Origin of the sequence: Streptomyces sp. NPDC050508 (assembly GCF_040655155.1) — a bacterium.
GTDB lineage: Bacteria > Actinomycetota > Actinomycetes > Streptomycetales > Streptomycetaceae > Streptomyces.
Genome location: NZ_JBFAJJ010000003.1, coordinates 624,647 through 644,475 on the forward strand (window position 1 = coordinate 624,647; position 19,829 = coordinate 644,475).

Annotated in this window: 17 protein-coding genes; 9 read left to right on the forward strand and 8 right to left on the reverse strand. The window is 70.8% G+C overall.

The features are described from left to right. Positions 1-240: 240 nt before the first annotated feature. From AB0I69_RS12040 to AB0I69_RS12065, 6 genes are all read left to right on the forward strand, one after another. Entirely contained in the window at positions 241-435 is a 195-nt protein-coding gene (locus AB0I69_RS12040; protein ID WP_363095479.1) for a DUF5999 family protein, read from the forward strand. Between the two features lie 134 nt (positions 436-569). Continuing rightward, positions 570-1,394 (forward strand): PaaX family transcriptional regulator C-terminal domain-containing protein, encoded by an 825-nt coding sequence (locus tag AB0I69_RS12045; RefSeq protein ID WP_363095480.1) that lies wholly within the window; start codon positions 570-572, stop codon positions 1,392-1,394. A gap of 130 nt (positions 1,395-1,524) precedes the next feature. Further along, entirely contained in the window at positions 1,525-2,076 is a 552-nt protein-coding gene (cysC, locus tag AB0I69_RS12050; RefSeq protein WP_363095481.1) for an adenylyl-sulfate kinase, read from the forward strand. A 5-nt stretch (positions 2,077-2,081) separates the two neighbouring features. Continuing rightward, on the forward strand, positions 2,082-2,993 hold the full coding sequence (gene cysD / locus AB0I69_RS12055) for a sulfate adenylyltransferase subunit CysD (RefSeq protein WP_363095482.1): 912 nt from the start codon (positions 2,082-2,084) through the stop codon (positions 2,991-2,993). A 2-nt stretch (positions 2,994-2,995) separates the two neighbouring features. Continuing rightward, entirely contained in the window at positions 2,996-4,207 is a 1,212-nt protein-coding gene (locus tag AB0I69_RS12060) for a GTP-binding protein (protein WP_363095483.1), read from the forward strand. A gap of 273 nt (positions 4,208-4,480) precedes the next feature. Continuing rightward, the gene (locus tag AB0I69_RS12065; protein WP_363095484.1) at positions 4,481-4,936 is read left to right on the forward strand and encodes an ATP-binding protein; all 456 of its coding nucleotides are present in this window, start codon (positions 4,481-4,483) and stop codon (positions 4,934-4,936) included. A 24-nt stretch (positions 4,937-4,960) separates the two neighbouring features. On the opposite strand, the gene argF is transcribed toward AB0I69_RS12065, so the two are convergent. Both argF and AB0I69_RS12075 read right to left on the reverse strand, forming a co-directional pair. Further along, entirely contained in the window at positions 4,961-5,968 is a 1,008-nt protein-coding gene (gene argF, locus AB0I69_RS12070; protein WP_363095485.1) for an ornithine carbamoyltransferase, read from the reverse strand. Between the two features lie 85 nt (positions 5,969-6,053). Further along, positions 6,054-7,277 carry an arginine deiminase gene (locus AB0I69_RS12075; RefSeq protein ID WP_363095486.1) on the reverse strand — a complete coding sequence of 408 codons (1,224 nt, stop codon included), beginning with the start codon at positions 7,275-7,277 and terminating at the stop codon, positions 6,054-6,056. Between the two features lie 190 nt (positions 7,278-7,467). Here AB0I69_RS12075 and AB0I69_RS12080 point away from each other — a divergent pair, with 190 nt between their 5' ends. Together AB0I69_RS12080 and AB0I69_RS12085 are read left to right on the forward strand one after the other, a co-directional pair. After that, a complete protein-coding gene (locus AB0I69_RS12080; RefSeq protein WP_363095487.1) occupies positions 7,468-8,472 on the forward strand; it encodes an SPFH domain-containing protein in 1,005 nt (334 codons plus the stop codon). Continuing rightward, positions 8,469-9,368 carry a hypothetical protein gene (locus AB0I69_RS12085; RefSeq protein ID WP_363095488.1) on the forward strand — a complete coding sequence of 300 codons (900 nt, stop codon included), beginning with the start codon at positions 8,469-8,471 and terminating at the stop codon, positions 9,366-9,368. The genes AB0I69_RS12080 and AB0I69_RS12085 overlap by 4 nt, the downstream gene beginning before the upstream one ends. Here the strand turns inward: AB0I69_RS12085 and AB0I69_RS12090 are convergent. The 6 genes from AB0I69_RS12090 to AB0I69_RS12115 form a co-directional block, all read right to left on the reverse strand. Further along, positions 9,307-10,602 carry an MFS transporter gene (locus tag AB0I69_RS12090; RefSeq protein ID WP_363095489.1) on the reverse strand — a complete coding sequence of 432 codons (1,296 nt, stop codon included), beginning with the start codon at positions 10,600-10,602 and terminating at the stop codon, positions 9,307-9,309. The genes AB0I69_RS12085 and AB0I69_RS12090 overlap by 62 nt on opposite strands. Positions 10,603-10,605: 3 nt before the next feature. Beyond that, on the reverse strand, positions 10,606-11,184 hold the full coding sequence (locus tag AB0I69_RS12095) for a DUF5825 family protein (RefSeq protein ID WP_363095490.1): 579 nt from the start codon (positions 11,182-11,184) through the stop codon (positions 10,606-10,608). Continuing rightward, complete coding sequence (locus tag AB0I69_RS12100) at positions 11,181-13,055, reverse strand: RiPP maturation radical SAM C-methyltransferase (RefSeq protein WP_363095491.1); 1,875 nt, start codon at positions 13,053-13,055, stop codon at positions 11,181-11,183. Before AB0I69_RS12100 ends, AB0I69_RS12095 begins: the two co-directional genes overlap by 4 nt. Positions 13,056-13,296: 241 nt before the next feature. Further along, a complete protein-coding gene (locus AB0I69_RS12105; RefSeq protein WP_363095492.1) occupies positions 13,297-15,843 on the reverse strand; it encodes a polynucleotide kinase-phosphatase in 2,547 nt (848 codons plus the stop codon). Next, positions 15,840-17,303, reverse strand: a complete 1,464-nt coding sequence (locus AB0I69_RS12110; protein WP_363095493.1) for a 3' terminal RNA ribose 2'-O-methyltransferase Hen1 — start codon at positions 17,301-17,303, stop codon at positions 15,840-15,842. The genes AB0I69_RS12105 and AB0I69_RS12110 overlap by 4 nt, the downstream gene beginning before the upstream one ends. 146 nt (positions 17,304-17,449) lie before the next feature. Further along, positions 17,450-18,115, reverse strand: coding sequence for a TetR/AcrR family transcriptional regulator (locus AB0I69_RS12115; protein ID WP_363095494.1), 666 nt, complete (start codon positions 18,113-18,115; stop codon positions 17,450-17,452). 169 nt (positions 18,116-18,284) lie between these two features. On the opposite strand from AB0I69_RS12115, the gene AB0I69_RS12120 reads away from it, so the two are divergent. Next, positions 18,285-19,760, forward strand: coding sequence for an MFS transporter (locus AB0I69_RS12120; RefSeq protein ID WP_363095495.1), 1,476 nt, complete (start codon positions 18,285-18,287; stop codon positions 19,758-19,760). Positions 19,761-19,829 lie beyond the last annotated feature (69 nt).

A 19,829-nucleotide genomic window follows, 5' to 3' on the forward strand; every position in this document is an offset into this window, starting at 1 on the left:
ACCTCCTGGAGTCTGAGGCCTCCACTGGTACCGGGCGAGCGCCCCGACTCCCGTGATCGTCACTCCTTCGGTGGCGAGTCCGCACCGAGCGTCGTGGAACCGTCCGAGTGTTGTCCGCGTGTTGTCACGCTTCACAGCAGCCTGTTCCGATGAGTTCGCGGCGGGAGGATGGTCTGTATATGCGATGCGGGGCGGCGAAGGAGCCGCCGGAACGGATCGCATCCGACGTGGAGGTACGCCATGTGTTCCCACCAGTCCTCGTGCCCCGTGACCGACACCCACGCCGCGCATGTCGTCTCCGCCCACCCCGAGCAGGGCTGGACGCTGCTGTGCGACGGCGCGATCGTCTTCGACGACACGGGCGCCCTGCTGCCCGACGGCCGGATCGTCGCCCCGCACCGGGTACCGGCGGACCAACTCGCCGTCGCCGCCTGACCGTTCCCGCCCCTCGCGCCACGGCGTGAGCGCCGGGCCCGGCCCACGACATCCCCTCCCTCGCCGCGACCCGCGGACCGTAGAGGTTCAGCTTGCGCAGCCGAGGTGACCAGCAGTGATGCCGTCGGCCTAAGATGATCAACGTGTCCGACCAGCATGCTCCACGGTCTCTCATCGTCACGCTCTACGGCGCGTACGGCCGCTTCGTGCCCGGCCCGGTTCCGGTCGCGGAACTGATCCGGCTCCTGGCCGCCGCCGGCGTCGACGCGCCCTCGGTGCGTTCGTCGGTGTCCCGTCTCAAACGGCGCGGGCTGCTCCTGCCCGCCCGTACGGCACAGGGCGCCGCGGGCTACGAACTCTCGCCCGAGGCTCGGCAGTTGCTCGACGACGGCGACCGACGCATCTACGCGACCACGCCCCAGGACGACGAGGGCTGGGTGCTCGCGGTGTTCTCCGTACCCGAGTCGGAGCGGCAGAAGCGGCACGTCCTGCGCTCCCGGCTGTCCGGCCTCGGCTTCGGCACCGCCGCCCCGGGCGTGTGGATCGCGCCCGCCCGCCTGTACGAGGAGACCCGGCACATCCTCCAGCGGCTGCGGCTCGACCCGTACGTGGACTTCTTCCGCGGCGAGCACCTGGGTTTCGCCGCGACCGCGGAAGCCGTGGCCCGCTGGTGGGACCTGACGGCGATCGCCAAGGAGCACGAGGCGTTCCTCGACCGCCATGCGCCCGTGCTGCACGACTGGGAGCAGCGCGCGGACACCCCGCCCGAGGACGCCTACCGCGACTACCTCCTCGCCCTGGACTCCTGGCGCCACCTCCCCTACGCCGACCCCGGACTGCCGGCGAGCCTGCTCCCCCGGGACTGGCCGGGCGCCCGCTCGGCGGAGGTGTTCCGGGCGCTGCACGGGCGGCTGCGGGACGCGGGGGCGGCGTTCGCGGGCGTCATGAACAGTTCATGACGAACCACCGTGGCCTCTTGCGCACCACCGGTCACTCAGCTAAACCTCAGGTTCTTTAGCAGGTCCTCTCAGAGTTCTTACCTAACCTTCGACGACGTCGCTCGTCGGGTAAGAAAGAGGACTGTTGCGCATGACCACCACGGCAAGGGCTCAGGGAGCCACCGTCTGGCTCACCGGACTGCCGAGTGCGGGTAAGACGACGATCGCCCAGCATCTCGGGGAGCGTCTGAAGGCCGAGGGACATCGCGTGGAGGTGCTCGACGGCGACGAGGTGCGCCGCTTCCTCTCGGCCGGCCTCGGTTTCTCCCGAGAGGACCGCAACACCAACGTGCAGCGCATCGGCCTCGTCTCCGAGGTGCTCGCCCGCAACGGCGTGCTCTCCGTCGTCCCGGTCATCGCGCCGTACGCCGACAGCCGCGAGGCCGTCCGCAAGCGGCACGAGGCGAGCGGGACGCCGTACATCGAGGTGCATGTCGCGACCCCGGTCGAGGTGTGCAGCGAGCGCGACGTGAAGGGCCTCTACGCCCGCCAGGCCGCGGGTCACCTCACCGGCCTGACCGGCGTCGACGACCCGTACGAACCGCCCACGGACCCGGCGCTCACGCTGCCGACGCAGCTGCAGAGCCCGCAGGAATCCGCGGACGCGGTGTACGCGGTGCTGTCCGAGCGGGGGTTGGTGTGAGCGCGGTGCCGACCACAGAAGCCTTCACGCTCTCCCACCTCGATGCCCTTGAGTCCGAGGCGGTGCACATCTTCCGTGAGGTGGCGGGTGAGTTCGAGCGGCCGGTGATTCTGTTCTCGGGCGGCAAGGACTCCATCGTCATGCTGCACCTCGCGCTGAAGGCGTTCGCGCCGGCGCCGGTGCCCTTCACGCTGCTGCATGTGGACACGGGACACAACTTCCCCGAGGTGCTTGAGTACCGGGACCGTACGGTCGCCGCACATGGGCTGCGGCTCCATGTGGCCTCCGTACAGGACTACATCGATCGTGGTGTGCTGCGCGAACGTCCTGACGGGACGCGGAATCCGCTGCAGACCTTGCCGTTGACGGAGAAGATCCAGTCCGAGCGCTTTGACGCCGTGTTCGGTGGCGGACGGCGAGACGAGGAAAAAGCGCGGGCGAAGGAGCGGGTGTTCTCGTTGCGGGACGAGTTCTCGCAGTGGGACCCGCGGCGGCAGCGGCCCGAGCTGTGGAATCTGTACAACGGTCGCCACGCGCCCGGTGAGCACGTCCGGGTGTTCCCGCTGTCCAACTGGACCGAGCTGGACGTCTGGCAGTACATCGCCCGCGAAGGCATCGAACTCCCGCAGATCTACTTCGCCCACTACCGCGAGGTCTTCAACCGCGGCGGCATGTGGCTGACCGCCGGTGAGTGGGGCGGCCCGAAGGCGGAGGAGACCGTCGAGAAGCGCCAGGTGCGGTACCGGACCGTGGGCGACATGTCCTGCACCGGCGCCGTCGACTCCGACGCCGCAACGCTGGAGCAGGTCATCACCGAGATCGCCGCCTCCCGGGTCACCGAGCGGGGCGCGACGCGTGCCGACGACAAAATGTCCGAGGCCGCGATGGAAGACCGCAAGCGCGAGGGGTACTTCTAACCATGAGCACCATCACCATCGACACGCTGCGGTTCGCGACGGCCGGTTCGGTCGACGACGGCAAGTCCACCCTGGTCGGGCGGTTGTTGCACGACTCCGAGTCGGTGCTGACCGACCAACTGGAGGCGGTGGAGCGGGTGTCGGCCGACCGCGGCCAGGACGCTCCCGACCTCGCCCTTCTCACGGACGGGCTGCGCGCCGAGCGCGAGCAGGGCATCACCATCGACGTGGCGTACCGCTACTTCGCCACCCCGCGCAGGCGGTTCATCCTCGCCGACACCCCGGGCCATGTGCAGTACACCCGCAACATGGTGACGGGTGCCTCCACCGCCGAGTTGGCGATCATCCTGGTCGACGCGCGCAACGGTGTCGTGGAACAGACCCTGAGGCATGCCGCCGTAGCGGCGCTGCTGCGGGTGCCCAACGTGGTCCTGGCCGTCAACAAGATGGATCTCGTCGGGTACGAGCAGCGGGTGTTCGAGCGGATCGTCGAGGAATTCGCGGGCCACGCGGCCGAGTTGGGGCTGCCCTCTTTCACGCCGATCCCGGTGTCGGCGCTCGTCGGCGACAACGTCGTGGACCGTTCGGCGCACATGGACTGGTACGAGGGCCCGGCTCTGTTGGAGTTCCTGGAGGACGTCCCGGTCGGCGCGAATCCGTCCGACGCCCCGGCCCGTTTCCCGGTGCAGTACGTCATCCGTGACGGCGAAGTCCGTTGGTACGCGGGCCAGTTGGTGTCCGGCTCGCTGCGGGTCGGCGACCGTGTGACGGTGCACCCCTCCGGTGAGACCTCCGAGATCACCGGCATCTCCGTGCTCGGCACCGAGGCCGAGGCTGCGTACGCGCCCCAGTCGGTCAGCCTGCGCCTCGCCGACCAACGGGACGTGTCGCGCGGCGACATGATCACGGCCGGGGCCGACGCGCCCGCGCTCACGCAGGACGTCCGGGCCGCCGTATGCCATCTGGCGGACCGGCCGCTGCGGGTCGGTGACCGGGTGCTGCTGCGGCACACGACCCGCACGGTCAAGGCGATCGTCAGGGACCTCGGCGGCGCGGCCGAGCTGACCGCGAACGACCTGGGCCGGATCACCCTGCGCACGGCCGAGCCGCTCGCGCTCGACGACTACGCGGTCTCCCGCCGCACGGGCGCGTTTCTCGTGATCGACCCGGCGGACGGCGCGACGCTCACCGCGGGGATGGCCGACCTGGCCTGATCCTCGCCCGCAGAACGCCCGTAGAACGCCCTCGGGCCCCGTTTCGGACGGGGCCCGAGGGCGTTCTCGTGCCATGTCGAAATGACCTGTCGCCGTCGCATCCGTCACGAGTCGTCAATAGCGCGGTAACAACGGGAGCTGTCGTGCGAGGGGGACCGTTGAACGGGGTATGCCGCTCGGTACCGGGACGAAGGTCCCGTGCGGAGCCCGTCGACAGACTCTGACAAAGGGCGCCGTACCATTCATATAGTTGAAAGCAGGACAGCCTGCTCCATGAACGGACCCGCCTTGCAAGAACGCCCCTCCGCCTCCGCCTCCTGGCGCATCGCACTGCCGCACACCGCCGCGGCCGTGCCGGTGGCCCGCGCACTGGTCCGTACGGCTCTGTCCGAGGTGAAGCACGCGGCCGACAGCGACACCGCGGAGCTGCTGACGGCGGAGCTGGTCGCGAACGCGGTGGAGCACACCGCCGGTGACGCTCCCATAGAGCTCGTGGTCGAGCTGCTGCCCACCGGCTGCCAGGTCGAGGTGCACGACCCCGACCCGGAGCCGCCCGTGACCCTGACCAAGCCCGCCGACGAGGACCCCGACCCCTGGCTGGAGCACGGGCGCGGCCTGCTGCTGATCCGCGCCCTCAGCTCGTCGTGCGGCCACCGCCCCACCGAGTCGGGCAAGGCGGTGTGGTTCAGACTGCCCGTCGTACCGCCGCAGTGGCGGCCTGCGGGATAGCCGCCGTAGAACAAGAAGGCCTGGTCAGGCCAGTGTCGCCACCAGAATGGCCTTGATCGTGTGCAGTCGGTTCTCCGCCTGGTCGAAGACGACCGAGTGGGCCGACTCGAAGGCCTCGTCCGTGACCTCCAGGGAGTCGAGGCCGTGGGTCTCGTATATCTCGCGGCCGACCTTGGTGCCGAGGTCGTGGAAGGCCGGCAGGCAGTGCAGGAACTTGACGTCCGGGTTGCCGGTGGCCCGCAGGACGTCCATGGTCACGGCGTACGGCGCGAGGGCCGTGATCCGCTCGTCCCAGACCTGCTTGGGCTCGCCCATGGAGACCCACACGTCGGTGACGACGAAGTCGGCGCCCGCCACACCGTCCTCGACCCCCTCGGTGAGCGTGATGCGCGCACCGCTCCGCTCGGCGAGCGCGCGGGCGGCGGTGACGACCTCCTCGGCGGGCCAGTACGACTTCGGGGCGACGATCCGGACGTCCATGCCGAGCAGGGCGCCGGTGACCAGGTAGGAGTTGCCCATGTTGAAGCGGGCGTCGCCGAGGTAGGCGAAGGCGATCTCCTTGAGCGGCCTGTCGCTGTGCTCGGTCATGGTGAGCACGTCGGCGAGCATCTGGGTGGGGTGCCAGTCGTCGGTGAGCCCGTTGTATACAGGGACGCCGGCGTAGGCGCCCAGTTCTTCCACGGCGGCCTGGCTGTCCCCGCGGTACTCGATGCCGTCGAACATACGGCCGAGCACGCGCGCGGTGTCCTTCACGGACTCCTTGTGCCCGATCTGTGAGCCCGACGGGTCGAGGTAGGTCGTCGAGGCGCCCTGATCGGCCGCGGCGACCTCGAACGCGCAGCGGGTGCGCGTCGAGGTCTTCTCGAAGATCAGCGCGATGTTCTTCCCCCGCAGATACCGCGTCTCGCCCCCGGCCTTCTTGGCGGCCTTCAGCTCGGCGGCCAGCTCGATCAGGCCGCGGAACTCCTCCTCGGAGAAGTCCAGCTCCTTGAGGAAGTGGCGGCCGGCGAGGGCGGTCGGGACTGTCGCCATGGGGGCGCTCCAGAGATGCGGGTACAGGGGTACGGGGACACGGAAAAGCAGGGTCGATTGGAATTCTATACGATACCTCGAATTTCTATACGGCATCCCGTTCGACCGGGCAGCTCATGCAGCGCGGCCCGCCCCGGCCCCGGCCCAGCTCGCTGCCGGGGATCTCGATCACCTCGATGCCCTGCTTGCGCAGATACGTGTTGGTGGTGGCGTTCCGCTCGTAGGCGACGACGACGCCGGGCTCGACGGCGAGGACGTTGCAGCCGTCGTCCCACTGCTCGCGCGCTGCCGCGTGCACGTCCTGGGTGGCGGTCAGGACCCGGATCCCGTCAAGACCGAGGGCGGCGGCGATCGCGCGGTGCATGTGCTCCGGCGGATGGTCGGTGACCTTCAACTCCTTGTCGCCTACGCCCGGTTCGATGGTGTACGACCGGAGCATGCCGAGCCCCCCGTACTGGGTGAAGGTGTCGCCGTCGACCATCGTCATCACCGTGTCGAGGTGCATGAAGGCGCGCTGCTTGGGGATGTCGAGCGCCACGATCGTCCGCGCGGAGCCCTCGGCGAACAGCTTGTGCGCGAGCATCTCGACGGCCTGCGGGGTGGTCCGCTCGCTCATGCCGATGAGCACCGCGCCGTTCCCGATGACGAGTACGTCCCCGCCCTCGATGGTGGACGGATAGTCGGCCTGCCCCTCGGACCAGACGTGGAACTTCTCGGCGCGGAAGAGCGGGTGGTGCCGGTAGATCGCCTCGAAGTGGACGGTCTCGCGCTGCCGCGCCGGCCAGCGCATGGCGTTCACGGCGACGCCGTCGTAGATCCAGGCGGAGGTGTCGCGGGTGAAGAGGTGGTTGGGGAGGGGGGCCAGGAGGAAGTCGTCGAGGTCCATGACGTGGAAGCGGACGGAGATCGGCTCCGCGTGAGCCTCCAGGAACTCCCGCTTGGTCATGCCGCCGACGAGCGCCTCGGCCAGTTCGGGTGCGGGCAGGGCCTCGAAGACGGCGCGGAGGTGGTCGGTGGCGAGAGGGCCGTACTCCTTCTCGTCGAAGACGCGGTCCAGGACGAGCGATCTGGCCGCCGGGATCGCCAGGGACTCGGCGAGCAGGTCGCCGAAGAGGTGGACGGCGACGCCTCGGTCGCGCAGCACGTCCGCGAAGCCGTCGTGCTCGGCGCGCGCCCGGCGCACCCAGAGCACGTCGTCGAAGAGGAGGGCGTCCTTGTTGCCGGGGGTGAGCCTTTTGAGCTCCAGATCCGGCCGGTGCAGGATGACGCGGCGGAGCCGCCCGGTCTCGGAGTCGACATGGAGTGCCATGTCTCCATCCTGACCATCCGGGGCCGGGTTCACCCCCTTACTTCACATACCGCCACCACTTCACGTACCACCACTTCTTTTCGTCCCCTTGACGACAAGTGGCTCGCACGATTATCGTCTTACTGACGAGATTGATGAGGGATCTGAGGGATCCCACGGGAACTGAACTGACGGGATCTGAGGAACTCTGATGGCCGACATCACCCGGCGCCTGGGCTGGCGCCACCTGCGCGGAGCTCCTACGGCGCACATCCGGCACCACCGCTCGGGCAAGCTGCTGCACGACGGCCCCGGACTCAGCTTCTGGTTCCGCGCGTTGACCGCCGCACTCTCCGAAGTGCCGGTCGACGACCGGGAGTTGGCCATGACCTTCCATGCCCGTACGTCCGACTTCCAGGACGTGGCGGTCCAGGCGACCGTCACCTACCGGATCAGCGACCCGGCGCTGGCCTCCGCACGGCTCGACTTCTCCGTCGACCCGGACACGGGCGTGTGGCGAGGCGCGCCCCTTGAGCAACTCGGCACCCTGCTCACGGAGACGGCGCAGCAGCACGCGCTGGCCGTGCTCGCCCGTACGCCCCTCTCGTCCGCGCTGGTCGACGGGGTGACGGCGGTTCGGGAGCGGATCGCGGCGGGGCTCGGCGCCGAAGCGCGGCTGCCGGCCACCGGCATCGAGGTGGTCGCCGTCCGCGTGATGGCCATCCGGCCGGAGCCCGAGGTGGAGCGGGCGTTGCGCACCCCGGCGCGCGAGCAGATCCAGCAGGAGGCGGACCGGGCCACGTACGAACGGCGGGCGGTGGCCGTCGAGCGGGAGCGGGCGATCGCCGAGAACGAACTGGACAGCCAGATCGAACTCGCCCGCCGCGAGGAGCAGTTGGTCGACCAGCGCGGCACGAACGCCCGCCGCGAGGCCGAGGAGCACGCGGCGGCGGACGGGGTGCGGGCGGAGGCGGAGGCGGTGCGTTCCGTACGGCTCGCCCGTGCCGAGGCCGAAGGTGCACGCGAGCTGGGCGACGCGCGGGCGCAGGCCCAGGCGGCGTGGCTGCGGGTGCACGCCGACGTCGACGTCGCGATGCTGCACGCGCTGACCGGGACCCGGCTCGCGGAGAACCTGCCGAACATCGACAGCGTCACGATCTCGCCGGACGTGCTGACGGGACTGCTCGCCAAGCTCAGTACCGGAGAGCGGGAGTGAGTCTCGCCCCGCGGGTCGTCCTCGTCCACCGGACCACGGAGTACGAGGAGTTGGTGGCCCGGCACGGGACGCACGGCCAGGCCGCGTACTTCCTGAAGTCGCGGGGCCGGGACATCGAGGAGGTCGCCGAACGGCACCGCCGGACGCGGCGGGCGCTGGCCGAAGTGTCCTCGGCGATCCCTCTGACCTGGCGTCAGACGCAGGTCGAGCGGGCCGACTTGGACCGGTTCCTGTTCGCACCGGAGGACGTGGTGGTCGTGGTCGGGCAGGACGGCCTGGTCGCGAACGTCGCCAAGTACCTCACCGGACAACCGGTGTTGGGCTTCGACACGGACCCCGGCCGCAACCCGGGCGTCCTGGTGCGGCACCGCCCGTCGGCCGCCGCCACCCTGCTGCCCTCGGTACACACGGCCGGTACCGGTGTGGACGAACTCACCATGGTCGAGGCCGTCGCCGACGACACACAGCGGCTGGTCGCGCTCAACGAGATCTATCTGGGAGCCGTCGGACATCAGACGGCCAGATACCGCCTGGGCCTGGAGGGCGACGGGGGTGTCGTCGAGGCCCAGGCTTCTTCCGGGGTGCTCGTGGGAACGGGCACCGGGGCCACGGGTTGGCTCCGGTCGGTGTGGCAGGAGCGGGGCAGCGCCCTGTCCCTGCCACACCCCTCGGAAGACCGACTGGTGTGGTTCGTGCGGGAGGCGTGGCCGTCACCGGTCACCGGGACGTCGCTGGTGGCCGGTGAGCTGGCCGGTTCGGCATCGCTCCAACTCGTCGTCGAGTCCGAGCAGTTGATCGTGTTCGGGGACGGGATGGAGGGGGACGCGCTGGAGCTCACGTGGGGGCAGACGGTGCGTGTGGGGAGGGCGGCGACGGCTCTGCGGCTGACGGGCTGACGCCCTCCCGCGTCCCCGACGGCGCCCACATCGTCGCCGCCGACGCCAGTGCCACCGCCGCCGACGCGACGAGCACCGGCACATTGCCCAGCCAGGCCGCCAGCACCCCGCCGCCCAGCGCTCCGACCGGCACCGTCACCAGAAGCGCGGCCTGGGTGAAGCCCGCGACACGGCCCTGCATGTCCGCCGGTGTGGCCAGTTGCTGCGTGGTGGTCATGGAGATCGCCCAGACGGTGCCGGACAGTCCGTAGAAGAGCTGGTAGGCGAGCAGGAGCGGGAAGGCGGTGCCCCAGGACGCGGCCGGGATCAGGAACACCGAGGCGCCCGTGAGCAGCCCGCAGACCCGGGTCGCCCGCCACAGTCCCATGGTTCTGCCGAGGCGCCCGGCCAGCAGGATTCCGATCACCGTGGCCGCGCTCAGCGTGGCGTAGACGATGCCCAACTGCCAGGCGGGCAGCCCCAGATCACGGGTCGCGTAGAGCACGAAGAGGGCAGCCGCGGCCCCGCTGCCGAGGTTGAGCCCGGCGCCCGCGAGGACCATGCGCCACAGCTGCCATTCGCCGCGTACGACGGCAAGTCCCGCCCGTAGCGCGGCAGTCGGCGATTCGCCGGAGGCGCCCCGCCGGCCGACCGGGGCGTTGAGGGCGACGGGCAACGCGAACAGCAGCAGCGCCTCCACGGCGTACGCCGCGCTGCCCGCCTCCAGCGCGGGGGCGGCGCCGACGAGACCCACGAGCACACCGCCGAGCGCCGGTCCACCGATCTGGCCCGCTGTACGGGCCCCGGTCAGCACCGAGTTGGCGCCCAGCAGCCGCTCGGGGCCGACGACCCGGGGCAGCGCGGCCTGGAGACCGACCGAGAGGGTGAAGGTCAGGGCGCCGGAGACGCCCGCGACCACGTAGACGTGCGGCCAGGTCACCCGACCCACGGCAGCGGCGAACGGCACCGATCCGACGACGAGAGCCTGCGCGGACGTGGCCAGCGCCAGCAGCCGGCGCAGCCGCACCCGGTCGACCAGCACTCCGGCGAACGGGCTCAGCAGCGCTCCGGGCAGATACGTCAGCGCCAGGATCACCGCCGCGCCCAACGGCCCGGCGTCCAACTCGGTCACGGCCAGCAGCGTCAGTGCGAGCGCCGTGACCTGCCGGCCCACGGAGCCGGCGGTCTGCTCCGCGCACAGCAACACGAAGGGGCGGTGCCGCCGCAACGGGCGGTCGTCGAGCAGCAGGGACATCCGTCAGATACCTGTGCAGGGAACGGGCCAGCGCCGCAGACGCGGTGGCAGGGCCACCGCCCAGCCGTCGGTGACCAGGGCGAGCCGCTCGGCCGCCAGCAGATCGAGAGCCTCCCGGTGCACGGGGGTCAGCGCGTCGACGGGCGTGGCCGTCTGCAGGGTGTCGAACGCGGCGATCAGATCGGGGTGGTCGAGGGTGAACCGCGCCGAGGCGGGGCGGTTCCTGCGGTCCATGACGGAGACGAAGTCCGGGCCACGACGGTGATAGAACATCCCGTACGCATACCCGGCCCGCCAGTCCGTCAACTCGCCTGTCTCACCTGGGCGTTCGGCGGGCGGCGGAAGGTGGCGCAGGATCCGTACGTCGTACGCCGTCGCCCCGCCCGCCGTCTTCCCGTCCGCCGTCTCGTTGTCCGCCGTGCGCCAGTGCGTGTCGAGGCCGTGGCTCTGGCACTCGCGCAGGAACTGGACGGCCACCGCTGTCTCCCGCCCTCCCGCGCCCAGTCGGAGCGGCTCCGCCACGTCGATCCGCCGGCCGGTGGTGCGGTGCGCGACGCCCTCGGGCAGCCCGAGCCCGGTCATCCCGCCGCCGCCTGCGCGGCCGGGCCGCGGTCGATGCGGACCGGCAGATCACGCGTCGGCAGGGCCACGTACGTCCGCCCGTCACGGAACACCAGCCCCAGCGACAGGACTTGTCGCAGCCACTCGTCCAGCGCGCCGGCGGGGACGTCGTGTCCGTCTCCGGTCAGCAGCCGGTGCAGCGCGGGCCCGGTCCGGCCGTCCTCCAGGCGGCACAGCGCGTCGGCCTGCCAGCCGGTGAAGCGGTGGGTGCGGTGCGGCATTCCGTGTCGCCGGTCGTGGACCAACAGGGCGCTCCCACTGTCCCCTTCGTCCTCCATCAGCAGGCTCGATCCCGGATGCCCGGTGATCCAGGCCTCCACGGCCCTCTTGAGGGCCGCCTCCGTCTCCCCGCCGACGCCCGCGTCCTCCGTGTCGAACAGGTAGACCAGATCGGCGAGTTCGTCCTCGGGCAGGTCGTAGACGTGCTGGTACATCTCGGCCGGACGGCGTTTGCCGAAGCCGAGGCCGGGGTCGGTGAAGTGCGGGCTGAACCGTTCGAGCTGGATGCGGTGGGCGCCGCCCGGCGGCTGGAGGTGGACGAGCGCGGGCATCTGCTCGATGACGGCGGCGTAGTCCTCGGCGGTCTCGCCCGGGAATCCGTACAGGTAGTTCCAGGTGCAGGTTATCGAGTGGTTCTCGAACTCCCGGAGCGTACGGATGTTGCGGGCGCCGGCGACCCCTTTGTCCATGAGGTCGAGGACCCTGCTGCTCAGGCTCTCGATGCCGGGCTGCAGGAGCACCGCGCCCGCTCTGCCCAGGAGTTCGATCTGCTCGCGGGTGAGGTTGGACTTGACCTCGTAGTGCATCCGGAGGTCCCAGCCGCTCTCGGCGGCGAGCGGGAGGAAGTCCTTGAAGTACGCCATGTCGATGATGTTGTCGACGGTGACGACGTCGAGGATGCGGTGCCGGCGCACCAGGCGGTCGACCTCGCTCCACAGCCGCTCCCCCGGCTTGGCGCGGAAGGCCATGGCGGAGCCGTTGAGCCCGCAGAAGGTGCAGTGGTGCTTCTCCCCCCACCAGCAGCCCCGCGCCCCCTCGACGACCAGTTTCGGGTACACGTACTCGATGACCGGGGACGCCTCCAGGTCCGCCTGCCACTGGTCGTAGTCGGGCGAGGGGATGTCGGCGGGCGCCACGGTCCGCCGGGTCTCCGTGTTGGCCCGGGACACCTCGCCGTCCCGCCAGCACAGGCCGGGGACGTCCGCGGGCGGCGTGCCGTCGTCGAGGTGGCGCAGGAGGGCGGGGAAGGCGTACTCCCCTTCGCCGCGCACCACGTGGTCGACGAACGGGTGGTTGCGGTGCAGGGCGTGCCCCATGGGTCCGTCGCAGTTGCTGCCGCCGAAGACGACGACGAGTTCCGGGCGGCGGCGCTTGAGTTCCTTGGCCAGCGCGAGGGAGGGCACGTTCTGCATGAAGGTGGTGGTGAACCCGACGACCTCGGGGTCGTCCGCGAGCACCTCGGTGGCGCTGCGGTCGATGAACTCGGCCGCGTGGAGCCGCATTTCGGCAGCGGTGTCGACGGAGATCCCGCGCTGCGCCGCGTAGTCCCCGAGGCGGGCGACACCCCAGTCCGGGTCGTCGTACAGCACGCCCGAGAAGACCCAGTCGCCGAGCCCGTGGAAGATCGAGTCGCTGCCGACCGCCTCGTAGTCACCGGGACGCAGATGGCCGCCGGACCGCTCAAGGAGCAGCTCCGCCCAGCGCAGTGAGCCGTGGTACTCGCTCACCTCGTCGTCCGGACGGGCCTGCCGCAGCAGAGTGTGCAGCAGGCCCACCTGGAGCGAGGGCAGGTCGATCGGATGCCAGGGCATGGTCACCAGCCGAACGCGCATACCGCCCTCTCCGCGGACCTCCGCCTCCGCTCCTGGCCCGGTCAGCGGGTCGGCCGCTTCTCCATGACGGCCGGTCGGCGGTTCGTGCGCTCTTCCTCGCGGATCACGGTCTTCTTGATGTCCATCGACGCGCCCCTCCCGAACTCCCGTACGCAACAAGGCTGTTCACCCTACGGACGGAGACGGGAGGGACACAAGGGTGCCGTGCGCATCCTGTGGGCACCCCGGCCCACAGGCCAGGTCACAGCCGCGGGTCCACCGGCTCCGACTCCAGCGCCAGCACCCCGAACACCGCCTCGTGCACCCGCCACAGCGGCTCCCCCTCCGCCAGCCGGTCAAGGGCTTCCAGGCCGAGCGCGTACTCCCGGATCGCCAGCGACCGCTTGTGGTTGAGGAAACGGCCCCGCAGGCGGGCGAGGTTGTCGGCGCGCGTGTACTCCGGGCCGTAGATGATCCGCAGGTACTCACGGCCACGGCACTTGATACCCGGCTGCACCAACCGTCCCTGTTCGCTGCGCACCACCGCGCCGACCGGCTTGACGACCATGCCCTCGCCGCCCCGCCCGGTCATCTCCAGCCACCAGTCGACGCCGGCCTGTACCGACTCTGGGTCGCCGGTGTCGACGTACAGGCGGCGGGTGGTCTGCAGCAGGCCGGTGCTGTCGTGCTCCACCAGCCTGTCCAGCAGGGCGAGTTGCTCGTCGTGCGGGAGTGCGGCGAGGCTGCGGCCCTGGACCGCGAGGAGCTGGAACGGGGCGAGCCGGACGCCGTCGAGGCCGTCCGTGGTCCAGCAGTAACGGCGGTACGCGTCCGTGAACGCCGAGGCGTCGGCGGCGCGTTCGCGCTGCCGGGACAGCAGGGCGTCCACGTCGACGCCCCGCCCGGCGGCACCCTCCAGCGCGGCCAGGGCACCCGGGAACACCGCACCCGCCGCCGCGCCGACCGCCGCGTACTGACCGCGCAGCAGCCCGGACGCCTTCAGCGACCACGGCATCAACTCCGCGTCCAGCAGCAGCCAGTCGGTGTCCAGCTCTGCCCACAGGCCCGACTCGTCGAGCGCCGTCCGCAGTCGGCCGAGGATCTCTTCAGTGACCGCCTGGTCGTCGAAGAACGGTCGGCCCGTGCGCGTGTAGAGCGAACCGGTCGGACCGTCCACGCCGAAGCGCTTGGCCGCCGCCTCCGCGTCCCGGCACACCAGCGCCACCGCCCGCGAGCCCATGTGCTTCTCCTCGCACACGACCCGCGCGACCCCGTCCTGCGCATACTGCGCGAACGCCTCGGCCGGGTGCTCAAGGTAGCCCTCCACGTGCGAGGTCGCCGTCGGTGCCATCGTCGGCGGGAGGTACGGCAGCAGGCGCGGGTCGACCGCGAAACGGCTCATGACCTCCAGGGCCGCCGCCGCGTTCTCCTCACGGACCGACACCCGGCCGGAGTGCCGGGTCTCGACGACCCGTCGGCCGTGCACGTCCGGCAGGTCGAGTGGGCGGCCGTCCTGTCCACCGGGTGCTTCCGTGCGCAGCGGGCGGGTCGGCTCGTACCAGACCTGCTCGGCCGGTACGTCGACCAGTTCCCGCTCCGGCCAGCGCAGCGCGGTCAGCTTGCCGCCGAAGACGGCACCCGTGTCGAGGCAGATGGTGTTGTTCAGCCAGGTGGCGTCCGGGACCGGGGTGTGGCCGTAGACGACCGCGGCACGGCCCCGGTAGTCCTCGGCCCACGGGTAGCGCACCGGCAGGCCGAACTCGTCGGTCTCGCCGGTCGTGTCGCCGTAGAGCGCGTGCGAGCGGACCCGGCCGGAGGTGCGACCGTGATACTTCTCCGGCAGGCCGGCGTGGCAGACCACGAGCTTGCCGCCGTCGAGGACGTAGTGGCTGACGAGGCCGTCGATGAACTCCCTTACCTGGGCGTGGAATTCCTCGGTCTCCCCCTCCATCTGCTCGATGGTCTCGGCGAGGCCGTGGGTGTGCTGCACCTTGCGGCCCTTGAGGTAGCGGCCGTACTTGTTCTCGTGGTTGCCGGGCACGCACAGCGCGTTGCCCGAGCCGACCATCGACATCACGCGGCGCAGCACGCCGGGCGAGTCGGGGCCGCGGTCGACGAGGTCGCCGACGAAGACGGCCGTGCGGCCCGCCGGGTGGACGCCGTCGTCGTAGCCCAACTTGCCGAGCAGGGTCTCCAGTTCGGCGGCGCAGCCGTGGATGTCGCCGATGATGTCGAAGGGGCCGGTGAGGTGGGTCAGGTCGTTGAAGCGCTTCTCGGTGACGATGGTGGCGTTCTCGATGTCCTCCACGCCCCGCAGGATGTGCACCTTGCGGAAGCCCTCGCGCTCCAAGCCCCGTAGGGAGCGCCGGAGTTCGCGGGTGTGGCGGGTGATGACGCGGCGCGGCATGTCGGCCCGGTCGACGCGGGCGGCGTTGCGCTCGGCGCACACCTCCTCCGGTACGTCGAGCACGATGGCGATGGGCAGGACGTCGTACTGCTTTGCCAGGTCGATCAGTTGGCGTCGGCTGTCCGACTGCACGCTGGTCGCGTCGACGACCGTGCGGCGGCCCGCGGCGAGGCGCTTGCCGGCGATGTAGTGCAGGACGTCGAAGGCGTCCCGGGTGGCGCTCTGGTCGTTCTCGTCGTCGGAGACCAGGCCCCGGCAGAAGTCGGAGGAGATGATCTCGGTCGGCTTGAAGTGGCGGTGCGCGAAGGTGGACTTGCCGGAGCCGGAGGCGCCGATCAGCACCACGAGGGAGAGGTCGGTGACGGGCAGGGTGCGAACCTTCGCGGGGGTCTCGTTCGTCATGCGGCCTTCTCCTCCTTCACGGTACTTACGGTGAACACAGCCATCTGGGTGGGCGGTCCCACCTCGGGGTCGTCGGGCCCGACAGGCACGAACTCGACGTCGTAGCCGTGCCGTTGGGCCACCTTCCCCGCCCACTCCCCGAACTCGGCACGCGTCCACTCGAAGCGGTGGTCGCCGTGCCGGACGTGTCCGGCCGGGAGGGTCTCCCAGCGGACGTTGTACTCGACGTTCGGGGTCGTGACCACGACCGTCCTCGGGCGGGCTGCGCCGAACACCGCGTACTCCAGGGCCGGCAGTCGGGGCAGGTCGAGGTGTTCGATGACCTCGCTGAGCACGGCGGCGTCGTAGCCCTTGAGGCGGTTGTCGGTGTAGGCGAGCGAGCTCTGGAAGAGCTGGACGCGCGAGGCCTGTCGCTCTCCCATGCGGTCGAGCTTGAGGCGGCGCCCGGCGATGGTGAGCGCGCGCATCGACACGTCGGTGCCGACGATCTCCGTGAACCGGGTGTCCTTGAGCAGCGTCTGCACCAACTGGCCCTGCCCGCACCCGAGATCGAGCACGCGGGCGGCACCGGACGCCTTGAGCGCCTCGACGATCGCGTCCCGGCGCTGCACGGCGAGGGGCGTCGGCTTCTCCTCGGCCTCCGTCTCCGGCTCGACGGCGTTGTCGATCTCCTCGACCTCGCTGTCGTCGGCCTCTGCGAGCCGCACCAGTTCCAGGCGCTCCATGGCCTCCCGGGTGAGGGACCAACGGCGGGACAGATAGCGGCTGGTGATCAGCTTCTGCTCGGGGTGCGCGGGCAGCCAGCCCTCACCGGCGCGCAGCAGCTTGTCGACCTCGTCGGACGCCACCCAGTAGTGCTTGGCGTCGTCGAGCACGGGCAGCAGGACGTACAGGTGGCGCAGCGCCTCGGCGAGGGTCAGCGTCTCCGACTCCAGTACGAGGCCGACGTAGCGCGAGTCGCCCCACTCGGGGAACTCGGCGTCCAGCGCGACCGGTTCGACGGTGACCGTCCAGCCGAGCGGCGCGAAGAGCTTCCGTACGAGTTCGGTGCCGCCCCTGGCGGGCAGCGCGGGTACCTCGACGCGCAGCGGCAGCGGCTGCCCGGCGCGCTCGGGGCGGGCGTTGCACACGCCCCGCATGGCGCTGGAGAAGACCGCGCTCAGTGCCACGGCGAGCAGTGAAGAGGCCGCGTACGGACGGTCGTTGACGTACTGCGCGAGTGCCGCGTCGGGCGCGCCGCCGCGGCCCTTGCCCTTGCCGCGCCGGACCAGTGCCACCGCGTCGACCTCCAGCAACAGCGCCGCCGTGCAGCGCTGGGCATCCGCCTCGGGGTAGAGGACGTACGCCTTGCCGTAGGACGTGGAGAACGCCTGCGCCTTGTCGGGATGCTTGTGCAGCAGGAAGCCGAGGTCGGTGGCGGGGCGTTCGGGTGTGCCGGTGGTACTGATCGTCAGGAACATGCGGAGGACCTCTCCGACGGATGGACGGTTCTGGGCGCCGTGCGTACGAAAGCCCCCAGGGACGGTGATCCCGGGGGCTCGGCAGGACGACCGTCTCACCTTGGCACAAGGTGGGCGAACTGCGCCTTCGGTTATCCGGGGGCACGTTATCGCGCGGGCTTCGCCGCCAGGCGTTCCACCGTCGTGACCGTCTGGTCGAGGATCGTGTCGTAGAGACGCGCGTGGGCGGCGGGCAGGCCGGCGAGCAGGGGGCGCAGGGCGTTCGCCGTGGGGTCGGGGGCGGGGAGTTCGTCGAGCAGGGCCGTCATCTCCTCGTCGGGCCTGCGGTAGCCGTCGTAGACGACGTGGCCGAGCATCGTGGAGCAGATGAGCGCCACGGCGAGGGCCAGGTCCTCGTCGCAGAGGCCGGCCGGGGTGAGGATCTCGCGCAGCCGGGTCAGGCCGGGGAGCCAGGCGGGGTGCCGGGTGGTCGTCATGTACGGCATGAGCTGCGGGTAGGGGCGGAGGTTGGCGTGCCCCGCTCGCATCCAGGCGCGGAGCCGGTCCGGCCAGGGGCCGTCGGCGATGGGGTCGCGCTGCATGGCTTCCAGGACGTGGTCGGCGGTTGCCTGGAGGAGGGCGTCGCGGTCCGGGAAGTAGCGGTAGAGGGCCATGGGGGCGGCGCCTACGACGTCGGCCACGCGCTTGATGGTGACGGAGACGGCCGGTTCGGCGAGCAGCACCTCGACCGCGCCCTCGACGATCCGCTCCCGCGACAGCCGGGGCGGGCGCCCTCTGCCCCTGCGGCCCGGACCCGTCGCCACCTGCGTCATCGACTGCGCCTCTCCGTCCACGACGGCCTCGCCCGGACAGCAGAAGGCTACCGCTCCGGTACCTCTCCCTCCGGGCTCCGACTATTTTGCGTACGTCATACGAAAAACATGCCAGACTCATTTCGTCCAGCCCCGCCCCGTGTCGCACGCATCAGCCGGAGGCTTCGCCATGTCCGCGTCCAGCGCCCCCTCCCCACCCGATCCCGTCGACGCGGCCGGGCCCTCGCGCTCCGGCGCCGTCGTCTGGGTCCTGGCTCTCGGCGGGATCACCGTCTCGCTGATGCAGACGCTGATCATCCCGATCGTGCCCGAACTCCCGAAACTGCTGAACTCCTCGCCGTCCGACGCCACTTGGGCGATCACCGCGACCCTGCTCGCCGGTGCCGTCGCGAACCCGGTCGTGGGGCGGCTCGGGGACATGTACGGCAAGCGGCGGATGCTGCTGGTCAACCTGGTGCTGCTGATCGTCGGTTCGGTGGTCGGCGCGCTCAGCGACTCGCTCGCGCCGATGATCGTGGGGCGGGCGCTCCAGGGGTTCTCGATGGCGGTCATTCCGCTCGGCATCAGCATCATGCGGGACGAACTGCCGCCCGAGCGGCTGGGATCGGCGACCGCGCTGATGAGTGCGTCGCTGGGGGTGGGCGGTGCGCTCGGGCTGCCCACGGCCGCGTTCATCGCCGAAAAGGCCGACTGGCACGTGCTGTTCTGGACGGCCGCGCTGCTCGGTGCCGTCGTGACCGTGCTCGTCGTGACGCTCGTACCGGAGTCGGCGGTGCGCAGCGGGGGCCGGTTCGACGTGGTGGGCGGCGTCGGGATGTCGATCGGTCTGGTGTGTCTGCTGCTGGCCATCTCCAAGGGGGCGGACTGGGGTTGGGGCAGCGGCACGACAACGGGCCTGTTCGCCATGGCAGTTGCGGTGCTGCTGGCGTGGGGCTGGTGGGAGCTGCGTACCGTACGGCCGTTGGTCGATCTGCGGACCAGCGCGCGCCGCCAGGTCCTGCTGACCAACCTCGCGTCCGTGGTGTTCGGTTTCGCCATGTTCGCGATGTCGCTGGCCGTGCCGCAGCTGCTCCAACTGCCCACGCTCACCGGCTACGGCCTCGGTCAGACCGTGCTCGCGGCGGGGCTCGCGCTCGGCCCGTCCGGCCTGGTCATGATGGCGACCGCGCCGCTCTCCGCCCGGATCTCGGCGGCTGCCGGACCCAAGGTCACCCTGATGCTGGGCGCGCTCGTCGTGGCCGCCGGTTACGCCCTGGGGGTCGTCATGATGGCCGCGGTCTGGCAGGTCGTGGTGGTGTGCTGTGTGATCTCCGCCGGGGTCGGTTTCGCCTACGGCGCGATGCCCGCGCTCATCATGGGGGCCGTGCCGCTGTCCGAGACGGCCGCCGCGAACAGCCTCAACAGCCTGATGCGGTCCATCGGTACGTCCGCGTCCAGCGCCGTCGCCGGAGTCGTACTGGCCCATATGACGACGGACTTCGGCTCCCTCACCGTCCCCTCCCACAACGGCTTCCGCGTGATCATGGGCATCGGTTCGGCGGCGTCCCTGGCGGCCCTGGTACTGGCCGCGTTCCTGCCGGGACGGCGGCCCCGCGTCGACGCGGAGGTGCCTGCTGCGGCCTCCGCCGGGGCGGGGGCAAGGTAGGAGTCCTGGAAAAGTGTGTCAGTTTCCCCGAAAGTGTCACACTTTTTCGGGGAGGGGTGGGCGCGGCGG

What these genes read in the sequence shown, in the direction of transcription:
- AB0I69_RS12080 (WP_363095487.1), top strand. Translation starts at nt 7,468, where the DNA reads ATGGCCGACATCACCCGGCGCCTGGGCTGGCGCCACCTGCGCGGAGCT.
- AB0I69_RS12100 (WP_363095491.1), bottom strand. Translation starts at nt 13,055, where the DNA reads ATGCGCGTTCGGCTGGTGACCATGCCCTGGCATCCGATCGACCTGCCC.
- cysC (WP_363095481.1), top strand. Translation starts at nt 1,525, where the DNA reads ATGACCACCACGGCAAGGGCTCAGGGAGCCACCGTCTGGCTCACCGGA.
- AB0I69_RS12095 (WP_363095490.1), bottom strand. Translation starts at nt 11,184, where the DNA reads ATGACCGGGCTCGGGCTGCCCGAGGGCGTCGCGCACCGCACCACCGGC.
- AB0I69_RS12045 (WP_363095480.1), top strand. Translation starts at nt 570, where the DNA reads ATGATCAACGTGTCCGACCAGCATGCTCCACGGTCTCTCATCGTCACG.
- AB0I69_RS12120 (WP_363095495.1), top strand. Translation starts at nt 18,285, where the DNA reads ATGTCCGCGTCCAGCGCCCCCTCCCCACCCGATCCCGTCGACGCGGCC.
- AB0I69_RS12065 (WP_363095484.1), top strand. Translation starts at nt 4,481, where the DNA reads ATGAACGGACCCGCCTTGCAAGAACGCCCCTCCGCCTCCGCCTCCTGG.
- AB0I69_RS12115 (WP_363095494.1), bottom strand. Translation starts at nt 18,115, where the DNA reads ATGACGCAGGTGGCGACGGGTCCGGGCCGCAGGGGCAGAGGGCGCCCG.
- AB0I69_RS12105 (WP_363095492.1), bottom strand. Translation starts at nt 15,843, where the DNA reads ATGACGAACGAGACCCCCGCGAAGGTTCGCACCCTGCCCGTCACCGAC.
- AB0I69_RS12090 (WP_363095489.1), bottom strand. Translation starts at nt 10,602, where the DNA reads ATGTCCCTGCTGCTCGACGACCGCCCGTTGCGGCGGCACCGCCCCTTC.
- AB0I69_RS12060 (WP_363095483.1), top strand. Translation starts at nt 2,996, where the DNA reads ATGAGCACCATCACCATCGACACGCTGCGGTTCGCGACGGCCGGTTCG.
- argF (WP_363095485.1), bottom strand. Translation starts at nt 5,968, where the DNA reads ATGGCGACAGTCCCGACCGCCCTCGCCGGCCGCCACTTCCTCAAGGAG.
- AB0I69_RS12040 (WP_363095479.1), top strand. Translation starts at nt 241, where the DNA reads ATGTGTTCCCACCAGTCCTCGTGCCCCGTGACCGACACCCACGCCGCG.
- AB0I69_RS12110 (WP_363095493.1), bottom strand. Translation starts at nt 17,303, where the DNA reads ATGTTCCTGACGATCAGTACCACCGGCACACCCGAACGCCCCGCCACC.
- AB0I69_RS12075 (WP_363095486.1), bottom strand. Translation starts at nt 7,277, where the DNA reads ATGGCACTCCATGTCGACTCCGAGACCGGGCGGCTCCGCCGCGTCATC.